The 18,950-nt window shown below is 62.1% G+C and carries 16 protein-coding genes; 12 read left to right on the top strand and 4 right to left on the bottom strand.

Annotated elements, in window-relative coordinates; all coding sequences use genetic code 11:
- Positions 1-51 precede the first annotated feature (51 nt).
- From ACOAMO_RS08390 to ACOAMO_RS08375, 4 genes are all read left to right on the top strand, one after another.
- Positions 52-1,518: a polysaccharide biosynthesis tyrosine autokinase gene (locus ACOAMO_RS08390; protein WP_420174354.1), complete on the top strand. Its 1,467-nt coding sequence runs from the start codon at positions 52-54 to the stop codon at positions 1,516-1,518.
- A 163-nt stretch (positions 1,519-1,681) separates the two neighbouring features.
- Complete coding sequence (locus ACOAMO_RS08385) at positions 1,682-2,773, top strand: DegT/DnrJ/EryC1/StrS family aminotransferase (protein WP_420174353.1); 1,092 nt, start codon at positions 1,682-1,684, stop codon at positions 2,771-2,773.
- 2 nt (positions 2,774-2,775) lie between these two features.
- Positions 2,776-3,765 (top strand): Gfo/Idh/MocA family protein, encoded by a 990-nt coding sequence (locus ACOAMO_RS08380; RefSeq protein WP_420176993.1) that lies wholly within the window; start codon positions 2,776-2,778, stop codon positions 3,763-3,765.
- Between the two features lie 26 nt (positions 3,766-3,791).
- Complete coding sequence (locus ACOAMO_RS08375) at positions 3,792-5,090, top strand: nucleotide sugar dehydrogenase (protein ID WP_420174352.1); 1,299 nt, start codon at positions 3,792-3,794, stop codon at positions 5,088-5,090.
- 198 nt (positions 5,091-5,288) lie between these two features.
- Here the strand turns inward: ACOAMO_RS08375 and ACOAMO_RS08370 are convergent, their stop codons facing one another.
- The 3 genes from ACOAMO_RS08370 to ACOAMO_RS08360 all read right to left on the bottom strand — a co-directional run bounded on the left by ACOAMO_RS08370 (position 5,289) and on the right by ACOAMO_RS08360 (position 7,681).
- Complete coding sequence (locus tag ACOAMO_RS08370) at positions 5,289-5,867, bottom strand: hypothetical protein (protein ID WP_420174351.1); 579 nt, start codon at positions 5,865-5,867, stop codon at positions 5,289-5,291.
- Positions 5,868-5,930: 63 nt separating this feature from the next.
- The gene (locus ACOAMO_RS08365; RefSeq protein WP_420174350.1) at positions 5,931-6,521 is read right to left on the bottom strand and encodes a sugar transferase; all 591 of its coding nucleotides are present in this window, start codon (positions 6,519-6,521) and stop codon (positions 5,931-5,933) included.
- A complete protein-coding gene (locus ACOAMO_RS08360) occupies positions 6,521-7,681 on the bottom strand; it encodes a DegT/DnrJ/EryC1/StrS family aminotransferase (RefSeq protein ID WP_420174349.1) in 1,161 nt (386 codons plus the stop codon). The genes ACOAMO_RS08365 and ACOAMO_RS08360 overlap by 1 nt, the downstream gene beginning before the upstream one ends.
- Before the next feature lie 126 nt (positions 7,682-7,807).
- Here ACOAMO_RS08360 and ACOAMO_RS08355 point away from each other — a divergent pair, with 126 nt between their 5' ends.
- The 8 genes from ACOAMO_RS08355 (at position 7,808) to ACOAMO_RS08320 (ending at position 15,879) form a co-directional block, all read left to right on the top strand.
- Positions 7,808-9,052: a glycosyltransferase family 4 protein gene (locus tag ACOAMO_RS08355; protein WP_420174348.1), complete on the top strand. Its 1,245-nt coding sequence runs from the start codon at positions 7,808-7,810 to the stop codon at positions 9,050-9,052.
- Complete coding sequence (locus ACOAMO_RS08350; RefSeq protein WP_420174347.1) at positions 9,049-10,083, top strand: polysaccharide biosynthesis protein; 1,035 nt, start codon at positions 9,049-9,051, stop codon at positions 10,081-10,083. The genes ACOAMO_RS08355 and ACOAMO_RS08350 overlap by 4 nt, the downstream gene beginning before the upstream one ends.
- A complete protein-coding gene (locus ACOAMO_RS08345; protein WP_420174346.1) occupies positions 10,080-11,177 on the top strand; it encodes an NAD-dependent epimerase/dehydratase family protein in 1,098 nt (365 codons plus the stop codon). The genes ACOAMO_RS08350 and ACOAMO_RS08345 overlap by 4 nt, the downstream gene beginning before the upstream one ends.
- Positions 11,174-11,773, top strand: a complete 600-nt coding sequence (locus ACOAMO_RS08340; RefSeq protein WP_420174345.1) for a GNAT family N-acetyltransferase — start codon at positions 11,174-11,176, stop codon at positions 11,771-11,773. The genes ACOAMO_RS08345 and ACOAMO_RS08340 overlap by 4 nt, the downstream gene beginning before the upstream one ends.
- The gene (wecB, locus tag ACOAMO_RS08335; protein WP_420174344.1) at positions 11,773-12,912 is read left to right on the top strand and encodes a non-hydrolyzing UDP-N-acetylglucosamine 2-epimerase; all 1,140 of its coding nucleotides are present in this window, start codon (positions 11,773-11,775) and stop codon (positions 12,910-12,912) included. The genes ACOAMO_RS08340 and wecB overlap by 1 nt, the downstream gene beginning before the upstream one ends.
- 119 nt (positions 12,913-13,031) lie before the next feature.
- The gene (locus ACOAMO_RS08330) at positions 13,032-13,493 is read left to right on the top strand and encodes an acyltransferase (RefSeq protein ID WP_420174343.1); all 462 of its coding nucleotides are present in this window, start codon (positions 13,032-13,034) and stop codon (positions 13,491-13,493) included.
- Positions 13,490-14,626 (top strand): glycosyltransferase, encoded by a 1,137-nt coding sequence (locus tag ACOAMO_RS08325; RefSeq protein ID WP_420174342.1) that lies wholly within the window; start codon positions 13,490-13,492, stop codon positions 14,624-14,626. The genes ACOAMO_RS08330 and ACOAMO_RS08325 overlap by 4 nt, the downstream gene beginning before the upstream one ends.
- The gene (locus ACOAMO_RS08320) at positions 14,623-15,879 is read left to right on the top strand and encodes an O-antigen ligase family protein (protein ID WP_420174341.1); all 1,257 of its coding nucleotides are present in this window, start codon (positions 14,623-14,625) and stop codon (positions 15,877-15,879) included. The genes ACOAMO_RS08325 and ACOAMO_RS08320 overlap by 4 nt, the downstream gene beginning before the upstream one ends.
- A 1,606-nt stretch (positions 15,880-17,485) precedes the next feature.
- Here the strand turns inward: ACOAMO_RS08320 and ACOAMO_RS08315 are convergent.
- Positions 17,486-18,721 (bottom strand): lipopolysaccharide biosynthesis protein, encoded by a 1,236-nt coding sequence (locus tag ACOAMO_RS08315; protein WP_420176992.1) that lies wholly within the window; start codon positions 18,719-18,721, stop codon positions 17,486-17,488.
- Between the last annotated feature and the right edge of the window lie 229 nt (positions 18,722-18,950).

The raw sequence follows: 18,950 nt of genomic DNA, 5'->3' as shown, positions 1-18,950 counted from the left end.
CACCGAGCCTCAACCCCCGAGCTCGCCCCCCAGAAGAAAGTGAATTCCCCCGTGGACCTCCAGGACTACCTACGGATCGCCCGCAAGCGCTGGCGATCCATCGTCGCCATGACGTGCCTGCTGGTGATGGCCGCAGCGGCACTCACCATTCTGACGCCGAAGACCTACCAGTCAACGGCCCAGCTCTTCGTCTCCACAGGGGGCGGTGACTCCACGGCCGATCTGGCCCAGGGCAGCACCTTCACCCAGAAGCAGATGAAGACCTACGCCCAGGTGATCACCTCACCCAAGGTGCTGGATCCAGTACGCAAGGAGCTGGGAGTCGAGAAGGGGGCTCCCCTGGCCACGTCGCTCACCGCCACCACTCCGCCCGACACCGTGCTGATCGACGTGAACGTCACCGATCGCGATGCCGAGCGGGCCGCGAAGGTGGCCAATGCCGTGGCAGAGGAGTTCACGTCGACGGTACAGGAGTTGCAGTCAGTGAAGGAGGGGCAGGACAGCCCAGTGAAGGCTACGATCGTGGAGCCTGCCGAGGTGGCCTCAGGTGCCAGTTCTCCCCAACCGGTGCGCAACATTGCGCTGGGTCTGATCGCTGGCCTGCTGCTCGGCTTGGCCCTCGCCCTGCTCCGCGATCGCCTCGACACCTCGGTCAATGGCGAGCGCGAGGTCAAGGAGTTGACCGATGCCACCATCATTGGTGCCATCCCGTTTGACGCCGATGCCCCGAAGCAACCCCTCATCGTGCAGAGCGACCCGATGAGCTCGCGCTCCGAGGCCTTCCGCACCTTGCGCACCAACTTGCAGTTCGTTGACATTGCCAATCACCCAAAGATCATGGTGCTCACCTCGTCGCTACCCGGCGAAGGAAAGTCGACGACGGCCGCAAACCTCGCCCTGACCATCGGAGCCGGCGGTCACAGCGTCTGCGTGGTGGAGGGCGACCTGCGCCGCCCGCAGCTGCTGAACTACATGGGCCTCGAGGGTGGGGTAGGCCTCACCAGCGTCTTGATTGGCGATGCCGAACTGGACGACGTGCTGCAGCCCTTTGCGGAGAACGTGGTGGTGCTGGGAGCCGGCCCGATTCCGCCCAACCCGAGCGAGCTGCTGGGTTCGGAGGCGATGCGCGCGCTGCTCAACCAGCTCAGTGAGCGGTTCGACTACGTGCTGGTCGATGCCCCACCGCTGCTTCCGGTGACGGATGCGGCGGTCGTCTCCCGCCTGACCGACGGTGCGATCGTCGTGGTCGGCGCCGGCGTCATCAACAAGGAGGACGTCTCGAGGGCGTTGCAGAACCTGGAGACAGTCGACGCTCGTGTCTTGGGAGTCGTGATGAACCGCGTACCGACCAATCGCTCTGGCGGTTACTACTACTACGGTGAACGCTACGGTTATGGCCAAGCGGAACGGCCCGAAATCGCAGCCACTACGCCCGAGCCCAGCACTGCCACCGCGCCTGGTGCTCCCGGTTCGGCAGCCGAGATCGAGACGCCCCAGCGCGCCATGCCGACCAACTGAATCGACGAAACTCACACGAACGAGGGGTTCGGGCTTCTTCGCCGAACCCCTCGTTCGTGTCATTTCACGATCTGTAAGGCGTGCGAGATAATGTATTGCCGCGGCAGGCCCGACCCGAGACCCCCGACTCGGACACGCGAGGCCCCTGAAAAGAGGAAGCAAAGTGACTGAAGCGTTCATCCCGCCGGCCAAGCCGATTGTTGGTGAGGAGGAGATTGAGGCCGTCACGCGTGTGATGCGCACCGGCATGTTGGCTCAGGGTCAGGAGGTGGCTGATTTCGAGGCTGAGTTCGCGGCGCAGTTCACTCCGGGTCGTCAGGCGGTTGCGGTGAATTCGGGCACCTCGGCTCTGCACATTGGTTTGTTGAGCGCTGGGATCGGTGCGGGTGATGAGGTCATCGTGCCGTCGTTCACGTTCGCTGCGACGGCGAACTCGGTGGCGTTGACGGGGGCCACTCCGGTCTTCGCCGACATCGAGCCGGGTTCGTTCTGCCTGGATCCGAAGAGTGTCGAGGCGTCGATCACGGACAAGACCAAGGGCATCATGCCGGTGCACCTGTATGGGCATCCGGCGAACATGAAGGCCTTCAAGGAGATTGCCGACAAGCATGGTCTGCAGTTGTTCGAGGATGCTGCGCAGGCGCATGGTGCGTCGTTGGATGGCACCCCGGTGGGGGCGTTTGGCACTTTTGGTGCGTTCAGCTTGTACCCGACCAAGAACATGACCTCGGGTGAGGGTGGCATGATCACCGTCGCCGATGCGGAGGTGGAGCGCAAGTGCCGCCTGTACCGCAACCAGGGCATGCTGCAGCAGTACCACAATGAGGTCGTCGGCCTGAACAACCGCATGACCAACATCCATGCCGCGATCGGCCGGGTGCAGTTGACCAAGGTGGGTGCCTGGACCGAGCAGCGTCAGGCCAATGCGAAGTTCTTGTCGGAGAACCTGCAGGGGGTGACCCCTCCGCCGGTGGCTGAGGGTGCGGTGCACGTCTACCACCAGTACACGATCCGGGTGCCGGAGGATCGTGATGGTTTCTCGAAGGCGTTGAAGGAGCAGTTCCAGGTGGGGTCGGGCATGTTCTACCCGGTGCCGAACCACCGGCTGGCTCCGTTCCAGTCGCCGGTGGAGCTGCCGGAGACGGAGAAGGCCGCGCTGGAGTGCCTGTCGTTGCCGGTGCACCCGTCGCTGACCCAGGCCGATCTGGAGCGCGTCGTGAATGCCGTCAACACTGTGGCGAAGGCGGGTGCGTGAGCATGGCAGAGCTTCGTGCAGGCCTGATCGGTCTGGGCATGATGGGCCGTCACCATGCCCGTAACCTGCGGGCCATTGACGGTGTCGAGCTGGTCGGTGTCGCGGATGCGATGGGTGACCCGCACGGTGTGGCCGGCGGGTTGGAGGTCAAGAAGTCGATCGATGAGTTGATCGAGGTGGGGCTGGACTACTGCGTGGTGGCCGCGCCGACGGTGTACCACGACGAGATTGGCACGAAGCTGGCCGAGGCCGGGGTGCACGCGTTGATCGAGAAGCCGTTGGCCAAGGACACCGCCTCGGCCAAGGGCTTGGCGGAGGTCTTCAAGGCCAAGGGCCTGGTCGGGGCGGTGGGGCACATCGAGCGGTACAACCCGGCGCTGCAGAACCTGCGCAAGCGGTTGGAGGCCGGCGAGTTGGGTGACCTGTACCAGGTCGCGACCCGTCGTCAGGGCCCCTTCCCGAACCGCATCGCCGATGTGGGTGTCATCAAGGACCTCGGGTCGCATGACATCGACCTGACCGCGTGGGTGACCCAGCGTGACTACGAGCTGGTCGCGGCGCGGTCGATGTTCAAGTCGGGACGTCAGTACGAGGACATGGTCTCGGCCACCTGCCAGCTGTCGGGCGGGTTGATGTCGAACCACTTGGTGAACTGGCTGACGCCCACCAAGGAACGGTTGTGCATCGTCACCGGTGAGAAGGGCATGTTCATCGCCGACACCCTCACCGCCGACCTGACCTTCTACGGCAACGGGATCGTGCAGCACTCCTGGGACGACATCGCGCAGTTCCGTGGTGTCTCCGAGGGTGACGTGACCCGTTTCGCGATCGCCAAGCCCGAACCCCTGCGCACCGAACACGAGAACTTCCGTGACGCCGTGCTGGGCAAGGACGCCGACATCGTCACCCTCGATCAAGGCGCCCGCGTCGTCCAGGTCTGCGAAGCCATGATCGAATCCAGCAAGACCGGCATCTTCCTCGAGATCAACTGATGCACGCTCATCACGAAAGGACTTCCATGAAGATCGCTGTCATCGGGATGGGCAAGATCGGCCTCCCGCTTGCTGTCCAGTTCGCGTCCAAGGGCCATGAGGTCTTTGGTGTGGACGTGCAGCAGCGGGTGGTGGACACGATCAATGAGGGCAAGGAGCCCTTCCCGGGTGAGGCGATGCTGGGTGAGAAGCTGGCCGAGCTGGTGCCGGCGGGCAACCTGAAGGCGACCACGGACTATTCCGAGGCGATCCCGGGCATCGACGCGATCGTGATCGTGGTGCCGTTGTTCGTCAATGACGAGACCTGGCAGCCCGATTTCGCCTGGATGGAGGCGGCCACCAAGAGCTTCTCCGAGCACCTGACCCCGGGCACCCTGATCTCGTATGAGACCACGCTGCCGGTGGGCACCACCCGCAACCGGTGGAAGCCGATGATCGAAGAAATCTCGGGTTTGAGTGAGGGCAGCGACTTCCACCTGGTCTTCTCCCCCGAGCGGGTGCTGACCGGTCGGGTCTTCGCCGACCTGCGCAAGTACCCCAAGCTGGTGGGTGGCCTGAGCCCGGAGGGCACGAAGAAGGCGATCGAGTTCTACGAGGCGGTCTTGGACTTCGACGAGCGTCCCGACCTGGACACTCCCAATGGTGTGTGGGACCTGGGTACCGCGGAGGCGGCCGAGATGGCCAAGCTGGCCGAGACCACCTACCGTGACGTGAACATCGGCCTGGCCAACCAGTTCGGCAAGTTCGCCGAGAAGAACGGCATCGACGTCTACAAGGTGATCAAGGCCTCCAACTCGCAGCCCTACAGCCACATCCACATGCCCGGCATCGCGGTGGGTGGGCACTGCATCCCGGTCTACCCGCGCCTGTACCTGTACACCGATCCGGACGCGACGATCGTGCGTACCGCGCGTGAGGCCAACATGACCATGCCCGAGCATGCCGTCACCCTGGTCGAGGGCGCGCTGGGCGGGCTGGAGGGCAAGAAGGTCCTCATCCTGGGCGCCTCCTACCGCGGCAAGGTGAAGGAGACCGCCTTCAGTGGTGTCTTCCCCACCTTCCAGGTGCTCACCGCCCGTGGTGCGCAGGTCACCGTCAGTGATCCGATGTACACCGCCGAGGAGCTGGCCAAGCTCAACCTGGCTCCGTACACCGACGGTGACCAGGTCGATGCGGTGATCGTGCAGGCCAACCACCCCGAGTTCAGCGAGCTCGGTGCCGCCGACTTCCCCGGCGTGCAGGTCCTGGTCGACGGCCGCAACTGCACCGACGCCACCAAGTGGGAAGGCACCAAGCGCTTCGTGATCGGAGACGGCGAAGCCTGACCCCAACGCTGGCCACTTCACGGTGGCCGACCCTAACTCCCTGACGGTGGCCGAGCCTGGCTCCCTGACGGCCGAGCCTGGCTCCTTAACGGTGGCCGAGCCTGTCGAGGTCACTTGAGCCTGTCGAGCCCACCAAAGCTGACGAGGGGCCTTCCCGAAGATGATCTTCGGGAAGGCCCCTCGTCGTTGAACTCGGTATCAGCCGCCCAACACGCGAACCACCGAGGGCAGCACGTCTTCAATCTGCTTCTGCATCCTTGCGAAGACCTCGGCGCTCTGACGGAAGGGGTCCACCACTTCGGCCTGCTCTGCAGGCAATGGCATCTGCAGCCCGCGCTTGGAGGCAAGCAGCGGCACCACGGCGTCAAACCATGAGCGTGCATCCGAGCGTTCCGGCAGTTCCTCGTCGCTCACCAAGGAGGCCAGCTGGGCCAGGTCGAGCAGGGTATGGGTACGGGCCAGCCCCTTGGGCCACATTCGGGTCACGGCAGCCCGGTGCTCACGCGCAGCGACGATCACGAGTTGCTGCTCGGCCAAGATCTCCTTGGCTATCTGCCGGGCACGGAAATCGGCTCCCACACCCCCTTGGGCTTCGAGAAGGCTCAAGGACTGGGGATCCATTTCAGCCTGCACCAAGGCATTGGTGCCAGCGCTACGGACCTCCACCGCCCCGGCGCCCCAAGCGTTGTCCATGGCTTGCTGAAGTCGGCGTTCAAGGTAGGGGGAACGGCACACGTTCCCGGTACAGACGGTGAGGAGTCGCGCAGGCTCGATCATGTCAGCCATGCTACTTGGTTCGTTGCCCGACCCCAGTTGCCCGCATGGGAGGACCGCAGATGATCAGGAAGCCACAGCCCTGATCGTGCGCATGATGATCTTGATGTCACCCAAGAGCGTCCTGGTACGCACGTAGTCGGCATAACCCTGCGCCTTGCGCGGCAGGAGTTCACTCACGTAGAAGCCTTCGGGATCGCTCTGGGCCGCCAACAGCTCGGACTCGTTGCGCAGCTCGACGCTCATCGGATCAGTGATCCCAGGACGCACCGACAGGATGACGTCGCGCAGGTCTTCCGGCCACTGGTCCACGTACTTGGCAACCTCCGGCCGTGGACCCACCAAGCTCATCCGCCCCTCGACCACATCGATCAGCTGCGGCAGCTCGTCGAGCTTGCTGGCACGAAGCACTCGCCCCACCCGGGTGATTCGATCGTCCCCCGCAACCGTCACCAAGGCACCCCCCGCCGAAGGACGCATGGTGCGGAACTTGCGAATCCTGAACGGCTCTCCATGGAGGCCGATCCGCTCCTGACGAAAGAAGATGCCACCGCGCGATTCAGCCGCGACAGCAACCGCTGCCACCACCATCACGGGGGAGGCCGCGGCCAGCATGGCTCCCCCCACAATCACGTCGAAGGTTCGCTTGCTGTCCATCAGCCGAGCAGCTCTCTCACGGCCGCGATGACGCGATCCACCTGGGCATCGGTCATGGCCGAGAAGATTGGCAGGCTGACTGCCCGCCTGAAGGCATCGGCCGCCACCGGGAAGTCCGATTCCTGCAGATCTCCACTGTCTCGCCAATAGGGATGCAAGTGCAGCGGGATGAAATGCACGCTGCACAGGACGCCGAGCGCAGACATCTTCTCGATGAACTCATTGCGACCGATGGGAGCTTCATCGGCCAGACGCAGCACGAACAGGTGCCACGAGTGACTCGATCCTTCAGCGGCATCAACGGGCAACTGCACCGGCAGATCAGCGAAGGCCTCCAAGTAACGGGCAGCGATCGAAGCTCGTGCGTCGCGCATCTGGCCGGCACGCTTGAGCTGCACGCGTCCCATGGCAGCGGCGGTGTCCGTGAGGTTGTACTTGAACCCGGGAGCCACCACCTCGTACTGCCAGGACGGCTTGTCACTGGTGTACCGATCGAAGACGTCGCGGCTGATGCCGTGCAGGCGCATGGTGCGCATCCGCTTGGCAAGCGCCTCATCGCGCGTGACGACCATGCCGCCCTCACCGGTGGTCATGGTCTTGGTGGCGTAGAAGCTGAACACGATGCAGTCACTGGAGCCAAGGCCCACCCGCACGCCGTTGCAGGTGGTGGGGTGAGCGTGCGCGGCATCCTCAACCACACGCAGACCATTGCGCTCCGCGAAGGCCGCGACAGCGTTCAGATCCACGGCCAAGCCCGCAAAGTGCACCGGCATGATGACCTTGGTGCGCTCGGTGACCGCGCGTTGGGCCGCCTCCAGATCAATGTTGAGGGTCACGGGATCCACGTCGACGATGACCGGTGTGGCCCCGCAGTAACGGACCACCTCGGCAGTTGAGGTGAAGGTCCAGTCGGGGACGATGACCTCATCGCCCGGCTGCACGCCCAGGGCATCCAAGGCCAGGTGCAAACCGGCGGTGGCCGAATTCACGGCAATCGAGTGCACTGACGGGTCGCCCAGCTCTGCCGAGAACTCCTTCTCGAAGGCGGCTGCATTCTGCCCGGTGGTGAGCCACCCCGAGCGCAGGGCATCGGTGACTGCCTGGATCTCCTCTTCACCGATGTCAGGTACGGCGAACGGAATCCGGTCGTCGACGGTCACGTGAAACACCTCGCTATGTCTAGTCCCCGAACGATCCCCGAACTCTGGTTAGACTATCGATCGCCACCCCCGTGGCAAACACGACATACATAATCATCGGCCCCTTACCCCCGAGAGGAGGCCCGCGTGAGGTTCGGCCTCCTGACGCAGTGGTACGACCCCGAGCCGGGACCTGCTGCACTACCCGGCACCTTGGCTCGTGGTCTCGTCGACCGTGGTCACCAGGTCAGCGTGCTGACCGGCTTCCCCAACTACCCCACGGGGCAACTCGCCGACGGCTATCGAATCCGGCCGAGAGTGAAGGAAAACCTCGACGGTGTGCAGGTCACTCGCACCGCCCTCTACCCCTCACACAAGGCATCAGCCCTCTCGCGAATGCTCACCTACGGCAGCTTCGGTCTGACGGCAGCCACGGTGGGCCTGCCAAGCCTGCGCGGTCTGGATGCCCTGTGGGTCAATTACTCCCCAGTGACGCTTGCGCCTGCCATGCTGCTGGCCACCAAGGCCCTGGGAGTTCCGTCCATTGCGCATGTCGCTGACCTGTGGCCGGACACCCTGGGGGCCTCGGGAGTCGCCGAAGGCTCCACGCTGGGCCGCCTCGCCATGCGTGGCAGCGGTGCAGCGGCGAAGGCGATGTACGACGTGTCGACCTTCGTGAGCTACATCTCCCCTGGGGTGCACGACGAGCTCCTCTCCAGAGGGGTTCCCGAGAACAAACTGGCCTACACCCCGATGTGGGCCAACGAAGACATCTTCCGCCCTGGCGCCGAGGACATGCGGGATGAACTGGGCTTGCCGGATGACGCGGTGGTCCTGGTCTACGCAGGTTCCATCGGCGAGGCACAGGGTCTGCAGACCCTCATTGAGGCGTGCGCTCATGTGACAGATCCACGCTTCGCCCTGCTCATCGCTGGTTCCGGGACTGCGGAGGAATCCCTCAAGGCACGTGCTTCGGAGCTTCGACTGACCAACGTCCGTTTCCTCGGCCGTATCGCCCCGGAGCGCATGTCGAACCTGTTGGCCACCGCCGACGCGGCCTTCATCGGCCTCAACGAGCACCCTCTGGCCCAGATGACGATGCCCAGCAAGACACAGGCGACGCTGGCAGCCGGATGTCCGCTGCTGGTGGCCGGTCGGGGCGATGTCGCCACCGTGGCCCAGGAGAGTCAGGCGGGTTGGTGCGTGCCCAGCGGCGACATCACCGCTTTGGCGGGGGCCATCAACCAGATCTGTGCGGCCGAACGTGGGGAACTCGACCGCTTGGGCCAGCAGGCCCGTCACTACTACGACGAGACATTCGCGGTCCGCGCGGGTGTCGATCGATTGGAACGCCTCCTGATTGAGGCGGCGTCCGGGAAGAAGACCCTGTGAGCAACCTCGACCTGAACCAGAGCACCGTCGCCATCACCGGCGGCACCGGCTCCTTCGGATCCACCATGGCCAGGCACCTGCTGGCCAACGGTGTTGACCGCGTCAACATCTTCAGCCGTGACGAGGCGAAGCAAGACATGATGCGTCGAGACTTCAACGACGAGCGACTGAAGTTCTACGTCGGCGACGTGCGCGATGCCGATTCGGTCACCGACGCCCTGCGCAACTGTGACTACGTCTTCCACGCCGCCGCGCTGAAGCAGGTTCCTTCCTGTGAGTTCTTCCCGCAGCAGGCGGTGAAGACCAATGTGGTGGGCTCGCACAACGTCATCGAGGCCGCGTCACGCGTCGGGGTGAAGTCGGTGGTGTGCCTGTCCACCGACAAGGCTGTCTACCCGGTCAACGCCATGGGCATGTCCAAGGCCCTGATGGAGAAGACGGCGCAGGCCTTCGCCCGCAACAACCCCCAGTCGGAGACGACCGTCTCGGTCACCCGGTACGGCAACGTCATGTACTCGCGCGGATCGGTCATCCCCCTGTTCGTCAACCAGCTGCGTGCCGGCAAGCCGCTGACCATCACCGATCCGGACATGACTCGCTTCCTGATGAGCCTGGACGAGTCGGTCGATCTCGTGCTGCACGCCTTCGAGAACGCAGAAGCCGGTGACCTCTTCGTGCGCAAGGCCCCCGCCTCCACCGTGGAGGTGCTGGCGCGCGCGGTCGCCTCGCTGTTCGGTAATGACGATCCGCACATCGAGGTCATTGGTGTGCGCCACGGCGAGAAGCAGCACGAGACCCTGCTGAGCTTCGAGGAGATGGTGCGCTCCTCCGACGAGGGCGACTACTTCCGCGTGCCGCTGGATGCGCGTTCCCTGCAGTACGAGAAGTACTTCGACGAAGGCATGGAGACCCGCCAGCGTCCGCAGGAGGCCTACGACTCGTCCAACACCGAACAGCTCGATGTGGAGGGCACCAAGGCCCTGCTCATGAAGCTGCCTGAGATCCAGAAGCTGATGGAGACCGGACTGTGAAGATTCTGCTGACTGGAGCCGGGGGTTTCCTCGGCTGGCACACCAGGGTCCGTTTGGATGCCCTGACCGATCATGAGGTGACGGCAGTCACCCGCGAGAACTGGGATTCCTTGGGCACGCTGGCCCAAGGCTGCGACGCGATCATCCACATCGCCGGCATCAACCGCGCCAGCGATGAAGAGGTGGAGCAGGGCAATCTGCAGCTGGCCACCGACGTGGCTGCCGCTGCTCGCCAGGCCAGTGTGGGACGCATCGTCTACGCCAACAGCATCCAGGCCGAGAAGGACAATCCCTACGGCCGTGGCAAGGCGGCTGCTGCCCGCGCCTTGGGGGACAGTGGCTGTGAGGTGGTCGACGTCCTGCTGCCAAACCTGTTCGGCGAGTACGGCCGCCCGGGTTACAACTCCTTCGTCGCCACCTTCGCGCACGCCGTCGCCCAGGACGCTCCCCCCGCCGAGGTCAACGACAACCCGATCGGTCTGCTCCACGTGCAGGACGCAGCCCAGGTGTTGATCGACGCTCTGACCGGCGCTACTGGCCAGCTGCGCCCCGAGGCACACCAAACCACCGTGGTGGAGGTGCTCGACAAGCTCAAGAGCTACCGCGAGACCTACCGCACCGGTGACATTCCCGCCCTGCTCACCGACTTCGACGTCAATCTGTTCAACACGCTGCGCGGGGCCCTGTTCCCCCAGTCCTACCCCATCGCCTTGACGCCCCACGCCGACGACCGTGGCCGTCTGGTGGAGACCGTCCGGAGCCACGGTGGTCAGGGCCAGACCTTCGTCAGCACCACGCGTCCCGGCATCACCCGGGGCGAGCACTACCACCTAGGCAAGATCGAACGATTCGTCGTGCTGGGCGGCAAGGCCCGGATCAGCCTGCGCAAGGTCTTCGGAGACGACGTGATCGACTTTGAGGTGGACGGCGAGAACCCCGTCGCCATCGACATGCCCACGCTGTGGATCCACAACATCACCAACATCGGTGAGACGGAACTGCTCACCCAGTTCTGGACCCACACCCTGTTCGACCCCGAGAACCCGGACACCTTCTGGCAGAAGGTCCGCCCGCACGAGGAGGCAGACAAGTGACGACCACGACGGCCCTGCACGCGGCCGACATCGACGATGTCGTCGCCCTGCATCGTCGGGCCTTCCCGGACTTCTTCCTCAGCCAACTGGGGCCCAATTTCCTGGCCCAGTTCTACAAGGGTTTCCTCACCGACCCGACCAGCGTCACGGTAGTGGCCCACGGTGAGGACGGACGCGTACTGGGGGCTGTGGTGGGCACCACCCAACCCGCTGGCTTCTTCAGCCGACTGCTCAAGCGTCGTCTGGTCGGTTTCGCCGCTGCCAGCGCGCAAGCAGCGATCCAGGATCCGAAGCGCATTCCGCGTTTGGCCCGCGGCATCCTGTACCGCGGTGAGGCGGGTGACCGTGTCGAGGGTGCACTGCTCTCCTCGATCTGCGTGGATCCCGATACCCAGGGCTCTGGTGTCGGACGCGCCCTCATCGACGCATGGTGCGAGGCCGCACGGCTGCGGGGTGCCCGGCACGCATTCCTGACCACTGATGCCAAGAACAACGAGGCCACCAACGGCTTCTACCAAAGCAATGGCTGGGAGCTCACCAAGGAGTTTTCCACTCCTGAAGGCCGCGCCATGAACCGCTACGAGAAGGATCTGTGATGGGCAACAAGCTCAAGGTGATGACCGTTGTGGGGACCCGACCGGAGCTGATCCGGCTGTCCCGTGTGCTGGCGCGTCTGGACGAGACCGTCGACCACGTCCTGGTGCACACCGGTCAGAACTACGACTATTCGCTGAACCAGGTCTTCTTCGATGATCTCGGCATCCGCGAGCCAAACCACATGCTCGGCGTGGACACCTCGTCTCTGGGGCGTGTGTTGGGCGAAACGCTGATCAAGACCGAGGAGATCCTCGACCAGGAGAAGCCCGACGCCCTGTTGGTGCTGGGTGACACGAACTCCTGCATTGCCGCGGTCATGGCCAAGCGCAAGCGCGTGCCCGTCTACCATATGGAGGCAGGAAACCGCTGCTTCGACGAGAACGTTCCCGAGGAGACCAACCGTCGTCTGGTGGACCACGTGGCGGACTTCAACCTCGTCTACACCGAGCACGCTCGCCGTAACCTGCTGGGCGAAGGGCTCCACCCGCGGCGGATCCTGCTGACCGGCTCCCCCATGCGCGAGGTGCTGGATCACTACCGGCCCCAAATCGAAGCGAGCGACGTGCTGACGCGCCTGCAGCTGGAGGACAAGGGATACTTCCTTGTCAGCGCCCATCGCGAGGAGAACGTGGACTCCCCCGAAAGGCTCCGCCAGTTGGTGGAATGTCTGGTCCGCGTCCATGACACCTTCCAGCTCCCGGTCTTCGTCTCGACGCATCCACGCACCCGCAAGCGCCTGGAGGCTCTTGAGGACTGGAGCGCCCCCGAAGGAATCGTCTTCCACGATCCTCTGGGATTCCACGACTACAACCATCTGCAGCTCCACAGTGCCTGTGTGCTGAGTGATTCGGGAACCATCGCAGAGGAGTCCACCATTCTGGGATTCCCGGCCATCACGCTGCGTGACTCGATTGAGCGTCCCGAGGCCCTCGACACCGCCGGGATCATGATGACTGGTCTCAATCCCGATGACGTGGAATCAGCCGTGGGTGACGTCATGGCAAGCCCCAATCCTGTGGCCTCCCCCGAGAGCCGGACTCTGCCTGCGGACTACGCCATTGACAACACCTCAGACCGAGCCGTTCGGTTCATCATGTCCACGGCCCGCCGCCACAAGAGCTGGACCGGTCTGCGATGAAGGGCTTGTCGCGAAACTCTGATCTGTACCGACGTCTGCGCGCCATTCGCTCTCACACCATCAAGACGGCCAAGCGGTGGCACGGTGTGCACCCCACGAGCTACATCCATCCCTCCTGCATGATCTCCAAGGATCTGTCCACCGAGGAATACGTCTTCATGGGCAATGAATGCTGGGTGGGCCCTCAGACCTCTATTGGCCGTTACACACTCTTCGGCCCGCGAGTGGCCATCGTCGGCGACGACCACGTGATCGATCTGCCGGGGACTCCCATGCATTTTTCGGGACGCCCCCCGCAACAATCCACCACTATCGGACGCGACGTGTGGGTGGGTTACGGAGCGATCATCCGTCGTGGGGTCACGATCTCCGACGGCGTGGTCGTGGCGGCTGGCGCCGTTGTGACCAAGGACGTCCCCGCATACGAGGTTTGGGGAGGTGTCCCGGCACGCAAGCTTCGGGACAGATTTAGCACCCAGCACGACCTCGACGTCCACGAGGCCATGATCCGTGGCCCTCTCGTTCACCCAAGCTTCGCCACACCACAATTCTCGAACCAGACCCCACTGGAAAACCCATGAAAATCCTCATCTTGACCTCCGCGCACCCGACAGATGATGTTCGGGTCATGACCAAGATTGCCGGGGGGTTCTGCGACCTTGGCCACGAGGTTGTCTGGTGCGGACCAGACACGAGCTTCTTTGACACCGCCCGGGACCCCCGCATTACTTGGCGGCTGACCGAACGCCAAAGTGGTTGGCGTGGGCGCTTGCTCAGCCTCGCCCGAAGCGCGAGAACTGCCGCGCAATACAAGGACGCCGATTGGATCTACACACCGGATCCCGATGCCGCACTCGCGGCACTCGCCGTGTCGAAGAAGAATGGAGCCAAAACACTCTTCGACATCCACGAGGATTTTCACAATGGACTTCTTCGTCGAGGAATCAAGAACGATAATCTGGCCGCCCTGGCCGGCCGAGTTGTCAACTCTCTTCTGTCATGGACGGCACGCCGCTCTAATCTCACGATTGCAGTGAGCCCAGTACTCCTGGATTTGTATACGTCATCGAATTCCGCTCGTCTTGCTGTCCTGAACACTGCTCCAGCAGATTTCTCCTCGCTGGAACGCCGGCAGCTCCACAGTAGTGATCCCCTTCGGGTGATCCATGGAAAGGCAATGTCAGGCAACGGCACACCAGCGGTGGTCAAAGCCGTTGAGCAATTGCCTGTTGATTCCAGAGTTGAGGTGCTCTTCATTGTCTCCGGGGGCCCAGGAGCAGCCCCCTTCGATGAGGAGATCACGAACCGCCTTCGCCAAGATGACCTTTCCTCGAGGGTCGTCTGCCTCGAGGGAATTCCTCATAGAGAAATGCCGGATCTCCTACAGTCTTGCGACATCGGGATGATTGCCTACGGCCGAGTCCTTGGAGAAGCCAGCCTCCCCAACAGACTGTTTGAATACATGGCCGCTGGTGTAGCTGTACTCGCCCCCAATTACTCCCCTGAGATCGTCAAGATCCTTGAAGAGAACTCTTGTGGCATGACTGCTGACTTCGAAGACAGCCAAGACATCGCAATGAAGATTCAACTCCTTTCCAATGATCCATCGGCTGTGAAGAAGATGGGAGAGGCTGGACGCGTGGCGTTTCGGGAAAAATTCTCTTGGGAAGCGCAACGGGACCGGCTCGCCGAGGCCATGGAGTCGGAGCTATGAGCGCCGTGACAACGCGTGTGGTCAAGAAGAAGCGCAACATGGTGAACTCCAGGACCCTTGAACCCAGCGGCCAGCGCGAGGCTCATGAGGATATCCACCCAAGGATCCCTGACTACCTTGTAGCTGCACCTCTCGCTGCCGCATCAACTGTCAACCTCTGGAAGCTCGAGTCCATCCGCCAAATCGTTCCCCTCGACCTGACAGTAGCCACCATGGCACCCGTGGCCATCTTCGTACTAGCCGTTCTTGCTTCCAGTCCGAAGAGGCTGCGCGCGGTCACCCCCCTGCTTATCTTCCTAGGATCTCTCCTTCCGGGACTGGCGCTGAGCAGCTTCGCCCACCCCTATTCCATGCAGAAATCCATCCAGCTGTTCACATTCATCCCCTTGTTGATGGCTGGCGGCATGCTCCTGCTGGGCAACGCGCGGCGTCAACGTGCATTCATCAACACGATAGTGGTCCTAGGCGTCGCGATTGCCATTGGCATCGAAGTGGGCGGAACCGTGGCTGCGGAGGGAAGTGAACGTGTTGGACTAGAGGACGGCAACACGATCGCACTCGCGCGCATGTGCGCTCTCGCAGTAGTGTGCCTATTGGTCTCCAGCCCACTAAAAAGGCCGACACTGCCTGCACTGGGAGCCGCAGCCCTCTGCCTTCATGCAAGCTTCATGACAGGCAGCCGGGGACCGCTGGTTGCAGCGCTCATGGGAATCACAATCGCAGTGGTCTTTGCGGCTCCTGTGGGTAGCCATCAGAACACCAACAAATGGGAGCGCCGCCTCATCACTCGTGTCCTCCCGTTGGCGGCCATGCTCACCCTTGCATGGCAGTTTGTCCAGAATTCACGCCTTGTCACTGCTTTCGGCGGAGCCTCCGATGAGGTCCGTGTACAGCTACTCCTCGAAAGCCTGAGACTGACGGCGCAGGCCCCGTGGGGCCTCGGTTGGGGGGACTTCGTGCTCCACATGAATATTGGGCTCAGGAACGATCTCCAAGGTTGGGCACAATACCCGCACAATATCCTCGCAGAGTCTTTGATGGAAGGCGGAGTCATCGCCTTCGTCGTACTTACCGTGATCTCTTGGTATGCCTTGCAGGGACTTTGGACGTTGGCCCGTGAATCACACCCAACAATGCTCGCACTATTTATCACCATTTACGGGTCGGCTCTTACTTCAAGCGACTTGACGAGCAACCGCGTTCTTTGGACTCTGATCGGCTTGGGACTGGTCTGGCGCGCCCGTGCGCATTGAGCCACACTCGCCCTGTTTCGACAGAGATTCAAATAGGTCACTGGACCTTGCATCAACGAGGTCGCCCCATGGCGTCGCGCCATTCAGCGCCATCGCTCCAGAGAGGGAGCCGCAGGGATCGATCATATATCTGTGTACCTGGCTCCACAGCAGAGGCGGCGGGTCTCGCTCCTGGCTCGAGGGGATCCAATGTGAGAGATTGCCCCGCGATCCGCCCCTCACCTGCATCAAGGAGCATCTTTGGCGAAGAATCTGCATGCCCCTTTCCGAGCAGCTGGCCTGCCGTCCATTTCCATCGCCAGTCATACTCCGAGGAATCCCCGTGAAATTGCCACCTAGGGCGCATTACTTGAATCACGGGGCTGTCTGAACCGGTGATGTTAGACAGAATCTCTCCCCCCGGGATTACTACATTACCCAGCCGTTGATCTGCATAGTCCCGAGTCGCGTGGATTCCGTCACCGTGAGAGTTCCCGTAACCTCCCTCCGAATGGCGGGCAACGATCTGGCTAGCCCCATATCCATCTATGATGCTGTTGTGCCTTGAGTTCGCCCCCCAACGCACTTGCGGCCGTTGCTGAAGGGAACCGTCTGAAGCCTCCCCCGCGAACATGGCCTCCCAACGGCAACCTTGAAAGAGATTGGAGTACCCCTCCAATACCTCTAGCTGACATTGAGTAGCTCCAGTATTCTCCAAGGCCATCCCCAAGAACCTGTTTGAATTCGGCCCAGCCCATTTCCCCGCGGACTTAGTCAGAACGATATGCCTGGTTCCGGGAGCTGCGGCAATCATGCTGGATCCGCTTCCACCTACGGCTTCATCAGAATTGTGAGTCAGCCTTCCTCCCAAGAAAGTATTGTCATTCACCCAACCCGACAGCCTGCAGGTGAGGTGCAGATTGTGCCTGTTATTGTTCAACCACCCCAGAAAGACGCGGTTGTAACAGCTTCCCAAGTTTTGAGCGCCTTCAAGTAGAACTCCAGTCTCAAATCCCGCCACCGCAGGGATTGAGATATCTGACATGTTCACATTCGTAGCACGGACGCCAACTGAACCCGAAACCTCCGACCACCCCTTCCGCTTTTTCTTGTTCGACACACTGGGCAGGAAGAAGAACCCGACCTTGACCGGATCGGGCTGAAGTGCCACGGCGACGCCGTTTCCGGTGTAATCAATCTGAAGGTCTCGAAGGTCACAGTCAGCCTGCACTACCAAGGTCTTGTCCGTCACGATATGACCTGCGGCAACAACTCGGCGATTCTTTTTGCGCCCCAATTCCATTGCCTTCATCAGGTTGGCATACGTTGCCTCCCCTTCGCTGACGGAAGTGACGTCCGACACACTAGTCTCGACCGCCCCACCGTCTTCTTTGTCTAATTGGGCGGAAACCAACCAGATGCCTGCCCCCGTCAGCCCCAGAGCGCCGAGCGAAAGAGCAGCCCTGCGACTCGTGGAGAATCTCTTGGCGTCAGAGCCAGACCCTCCACTGTCTTGCTCCTCGGCCCCAATATTGGGTGACCCTTGATCCTCAAACACGATCCCCACCTCCTTGCAGTTCTTCTACCTCTCCTCCCCCGGGAAGATCAGCCACGAAATCCAAGAGCCTCACTCTTGCCCCCTAACCGCGCGCCAAGAGATCACCCACAAAACTAGGTATGCAATTCCCATCACGCCCCCCAGGAGAGAAAGGGAGAGAACATCGGACATTCCAAGCAAGCCAGGCACCAAAACCGCCATGCAACATGCAATGAGCCTGAAAATGTCCCAGAGAAACTGCCACACCAGCTTCTTCATTACGATCAGTGTCTGGGAAAGAGGGCTTGCAACCATCTGGAAAACAAACCCCAAGGCCAGACATCGCGCATAGATACCGCTCATTCGCCATTGCTCCCCAAGCACCAACGAGAAGGCAGTTGGCCCAAGCAAAGCAATTCCTATAGCCAAGAGAGTTCCCACGAGTGCCAGTCTTTTCGATGTCCTCAGAAACAAGATTTCCAGCCCCGTCGTTTTACTTCTCTTCGCTGCGCTGAACTCTCCGAGGAAGACTTGGGCGATAGCTGTTCCGATGAGCGCTAGTGGGATCGCGAGAACACGTTGCGTCATTCCCATCCAACCAGAGGCACCCGTGCCGTGAATCGCTGCGACGAGCAACAAGGGAACTTGAAGGCCCAAGGAGTTGATCAACGCCGAGGGCATCATGAGGAGAGGGAAAGACCTGTACCGACTGATTACTCCTCTAAGCCTGGCAGGGCGTTGTGACCTCTTCGCGAAGATTGAGCCGAGAGAAACCCACAAGGAGAAGGCTCCAACCGCCTGCCCGAGCGCAAGCCCGAGCGCAAGCCCGTGAGCGCCCCATCCCAGAGCCGCGAAGAGTACCTGCCCGATTCCCGTGACGGCTCCCTGCAATACGTTCCGAGCCCCAATGGCGCCGTATTGACGGGAACGAATAGCCAATTGGTTCAGGAGAACGAATACCCCCATCAAACCGGCGATCAACGGAGCCCACACCAGTAGTTCGGGAAGAACGTCAAGCCTCGTGAGATCGACCAGGTGTCCTTTCGCGAGCCAGACGATCACCGTCCCCACGAGAGTCATTGTTGTCACAGAAGCGAGACCTGTTCGCACTAGGTCCAACGCCTCGTCATCATTCTGCGGCAGGGGCACCGCAGCCTCCAATCGCAGGGCGGAGATGCTCACCAAAGGCATGATCAAGCCATTGATGATGGCAAACATTCCGTATTCGGCTGGGAGGACCAACCGGCTGATGAGGGGAGAGCAGGCCAGGGCAATGAGTTGCCCTCCCGCCGCCCCCCCAGCGATTAGGGCAACTGACCTCTTCATGGAAGGCACTTCAGAGATCCTCTCATCCGACCTGATGGGAGTCGCGACTCCCTAGGCGCGCGTAGAGCCAGCGTGGAGCCTTGTTGAAGAATGCTCATATTGGCGTCTAGTTCCGCACATGGCGTCACTGCGCCTGCTCCAGACTGGCGAACTAGCCCCCCACAACTCCGCGCTCCAAGAAGCCCGTGTCCGCCGCCCCTCCCTTCGCGGCTGCTTATATGCCAGCAAT

The organism is Luteococcus struthionis, from assembly GCF_048595755.1.
GTDB lineage: Bacteria > Actinomycetota > Actinomycetes > Propionibacteriales > Propionibacteriaceae > Luteococcus.
The sequence above is the reverse complement of the archived record's forward strand: the minus strand, read 5'-3'. Positions and strand labels throughout refer to the sequence as shown.

Excerpts from the sequence above, each read along its gene's own strand:
- ACOAMO_RS08380 (WP_420176993.1), top strand. The coding sequence starts at position 2,776 with ATGGCAGAGCTTCGTGCAGGCCTGATCGGTCTGGGCATGATGGGCCGT.
- ACOAMO_RS08375 (WP_420174352.1), top strand. The coding sequence starts at position 3,792 with ATGAAGATCGCTGTCATCGGGATGGGCAAGATCGGCCTCCCGCTTGCT.
- ACOAMO_RS08370 (WP_420174351.1), bottom strand. The coding sequence starts at position 5,867 with ATGATCGAGCCTGCGCGACTCCTCACCGTCTGTACCGGGAACGTGTGC.
- ACOAMO_RS08365 (WP_420174350.1), bottom strand. The coding sequence starts at position 6,521 with ATGGACAGCAAGCGAACCTTCGACGTGATTGTGGGGGGAGCCATGCTG.
- wecB (WP_420174344.1), top strand. The coding sequence starts at position 11,773 with ATGGGCAACAAGCTCAAGGTGATGACCGTTGTGGGGACCCGACCGGAG.
- ACOAMO_RS08330 (WP_420174343.1), top strand. The coding sequence starts at position 13,032 with ATGATCTCCAAGGATCTGTCCACCGAGGAATACGTCTTCATGGGCAAT.
- ACOAMO_RS08325 (WP_420174342.1), top strand. The coding sequence starts at position 13,490 with ATGAAAATCCTCATCTTGACCTCCGCGCACCCGACAGATGATGTTCGG.
- ACOAMO_RS08320 (WP_420174341.1), top strand. The coding sequence starts at position 14,623 with ATGAGCGCCGTGACAACGCGTGTGGTCAAGAAGAAGCGCAACATGGTG.
- ACOAMO_RS08315 (WP_420176992.1), bottom strand. The coding sequence starts at position 18,721 with ATGAAGAGGTCAGTTGCCCTAATCGCTGGGGGGGCGGCGGGAGGGCAA.